General features: G+C 63.3%; 1 protein-coding gene. It reads left to right on the top strand.

Going from position 1 to position 1,275, the window contains the following annotated elements:
• Positions 1–65: 65 nt before the first annotated feature.
• Positions 66–1,166 carry a pyridoxal phosphate-dependent aminotransferase gene (locus EOB49_RS33915; RefSeq protein ID WP_127383505.1) on the top strand — a complete coding sequence of 367 codons (1,101 nt, stop codon included), beginning with the start codon at positions 66–68 and terminating at the stop codon, positions 1,164–1,166.
• The last annotated feature ends 109 nt before the right edge of the window (positions 1,167–1,275 follow it).

Here is a 1,275-nt window from a genome sequence, read left to right as displayed (position 1 = left end):
AAAACAAGGAGTTAGAGCGGGTCACCGTTTCCGTGAAACGGTGAACTGCTCCAGGGGAGCGAGCCATGAACTACACCAGGATGGTGATCGAGAAAGAAGCGCCGGAAGAATACGGCTACGACCGTATCCGCTACAATCTCTCCGAAAGTTCGATCGCCGACCAGAAGCTCTCCGACATCGGCCTGTCGCTGCCCGATCTCACGCTTTTCTATGGCGAGCATCGCGGCGACAAGGCGTTGCGCGCGCTGATATCGGCGCAGGACGCCGGCATTTCGCCGGATGATGTCCTGGTCACCGCCGGTGCCGCGGGCGCGCTGTTCATCATCTCGACCTCGCTCTTGTCGGCCAACGACCATCTCGTCGTCATCAGGCCCAACTACGCCACCAACATCGAAACCCCAAGGGCGATCGGCTGCGCCATCAGCTTTGTCGACCTGGCCTTCGAGGAAGGCTTCGCCATCGATGTCGAACGCGTCAAGGCGGCGCTGCGGCCGGACACGAAGCTGATCAGCGTCACCTGCCCGCACAACCCGACCGGCACGATGATGAGCCGAACCGAGCTCGATGCGCTGGTGGCGCTTGCCGAGGCTCGCGGCTGCCGTCTGCTGGTCGACGAGACCTATCGCGACCTTTCCTACGGCCGGCGGCTGCCGACGGCTGCCTCACTGAGCCCGAGAGCGATCAGCGTCTCGTCATTGTCCAAGGCCTTCGGCATTCCCGGCATCCGCATCGGTTGGCTGATCACCCGGGACGCTGAGCTTCAAGAGAAATTCCTCGCCGCCAAGGAGCAGATCGGCATCTGCGGCAGCGTCATCGACGAAGGCATTGCCCGCGGCATGCTCGAACGCCGGGACGCTTTCCTGGCGACGCTGCTGCCCGAAATGGCCAAGCGCCGCGACATCGTCCAGGCCTGGATCGATCGCGAACCGCTGGTCGACTGGGTGCGGCCCGAAGGTGGCGTCGTCGGCTTCCCGCGCCTCAATGTCGAAACCGGCTTCGACCTCGACCGGTTCTATGCGAACCTGCTGGAAAACCATGGCGCCTATGTCGGACCCGGCCACTGGTTCGAGATGGAAAAACGCTTCTTCCGCGTCGGCTTTGGCTGGCCGACGGAAGCCGAATTGCGTGGCGGCCTTGATGCCATCTCCGCCGCGCTGCGGCAGTAAGTTTCCCGTGCCAGCGACCGGTTGATGCTACTGCGTCACAGCGACCGTTAATAGTGGCCAGCGTCTGCGCCGCCCCTCACCTGCCTGCCGGCATCCTCTCCCCGTATAG

Source organism: Mesorhizobium sp. M7A.F.Ca.MR.148.00.0.0 (genome assembly GCF_003997735.1).
Taxonomy (GTDB): Bacteria; Pseudomonadota; Alphaproteobacteria; order Rhizobiales; family Rhizobiaceae; genus Mesorhizobium.
Note: the sequence above shows the minus strand (reverse complement) of the source record. Positions and strands in the feature narration are given on the sequence as shown.

What these genes read in the sequence shown, in the direction of transcription:
- EOB49_RS33915 (WP_127383505.1), top strand. Translation starts at nt 66, where the DNA reads ATGAACTACACCAGGATGGTGATCGAGAAAGAAGCGCCGGAAGAATAC.